1 protein-coding gene and 1 pseudogene are annotated in these 1,346 nt (G+C 69.4%); one reads left to right on the top strand and one right to left on the bottom strand.

The features are described from left to right. Nucleotides 1-98, bottom strand: a pseudogene (locus tag PV721_RS43390) (lytic transglycosylase domain-containing protein); the annotation flags it as partial. Here PV721_RS43390 and PV721_RS43385 point away from each other — a divergent pair. Next, nucleotides 76-1,251: an AI-2E family transporter gene (locus PV721_RS43385; RefSeq protein WP_319734384.1), complete on the top strand. Its 1,176-nt coding sequence runs from the start codon at nt 76-78 to the stop codon at nt 1,249-1,251. The pseudogene PV721_RS43390 and the gene PV721_RS43385 overlap by 23 nt on opposite strands. Nucleotides 1,252-1,346 lie beyond the last annotated feature (95 nt).

Raw genomic sequence — 1,346 nt, 5'->3', positions numbered from 1 at the left:
CTCCACGCGCCACAGGGGCTGCCGTAGCGGACGTTCATGTAGTTCAGGCCCCACTTGATCTGCGTGGCGGGGTTGGTGCGCCAGTCCGCGCCGGCCGTCCCCGAGCGCCCCGACCCGGCGAGCGTGGTCCCGTGGGGGATGCGCGTCGCCGCCGAGGCCAGCTGGCGGCTGCTGCTCCTCGCCGGGATGCTCTGGGTGCTGATGAAGGTGATCAGCGAAGTCCGCCTGGTCGTCCTCGCCTTCGCCGCCGCCATGCTCGTCACCGCGATGCTCCAGCCCTTCGTCGTCCGGCTGCGCCGGCTGGGCCTGCCGCGGGGGCTGGCCACGGCCGTCACGGCGATCCTCGGCTTCGTGGTCATCGGACTCGTCGGCTGGTTCGTGGTCTGGCAGGTCATGGAGAACCTCGACGACCTCTCCGACCGGGTCCGCGACGGCATCAACGAGCTCAAGCTCTGGGCACTGGACAGTCCGTTCCACGTGACCGAGAAGCAGATCAACGACATCGCGAAGAACCTCAGCGAGACCATCGGCACGAACACCGAGCAGATCACCTCCGCCGGCCTCCAGGGCGTGACGGTCCTCGTCGAGGTCCTCACCGGCATTCTGCTCGCGATGTTCTCGACGCTCTTCCTGCTCTACGACGGGAAGCGCATCTGGAACTGGGCGCTGGGCCTCGTCCCGTCCGCCGCCCGGGCCGGCGTCGCCGGGGCCGGTCCGCGGGCCTGGCGCACGCTGACCGCGTACGTGCGCGGCACGGTCATCGTCGCGCTCATCGACGCCATCTTCATCGGCCTCGGCATCTACTTCCTGGACGTGCCGATGGCGGTGCCGCTGGCCGTCTTCATCTTCCTCTTCGCCTTCATCCCGCTGGTCGGCGCGGTGGTCTCGGGGGCCCTCGCCGTGGTCGTGGCGCTCGTGACCCAGGGAGTGTTCACCGCCCTGATGGTGCTGCTCGTGGTGCTGGCGGTGCAGCAGATCGAGGGGCACGTGCTGCAGCCCTTCATCCTCGGCCGGGCGGTACGGGTGCACCCGCTCGCGGTGGTGCTCGCGGTGGCCGCCGGCGGCATGATCGCGGGCATCGGGGGTGCGGTGGTCGCCGTTCCGCTGGTGGCGGTCACCAACACGGTGGTCGGATACCTGAGGGTGTACTCGCGCGAGCAGCTCCACCACGGAGCCGGCACGGTCGGTCCGGCCCCGCACGGCTCGACGGCCCTGGGCGTCGTGCCCGACAGCGGGGACCGCACGTCCTAGTTGTATTGATCACGAGCGTTGTTAACAGTGTCGGGTCTTGATCATGGCGAAGACCTCCGGTGTGGTGGAGGTGTCTAGGCTCCACACCACGCACG

Source organism: Streptomyces sp. MB09-01 (assembly GCF_033794505.1).
Taxonomy (GTDB): Bacteria; Actinomycetota; Actinomycetes; order Streptomycetales; family Streptomycetaceae; genus Streptomyces.
Note: the sequence above shows the minus strand (reverse complement) of the source record. Positions and strands in the feature narration are given on the sequence as shown.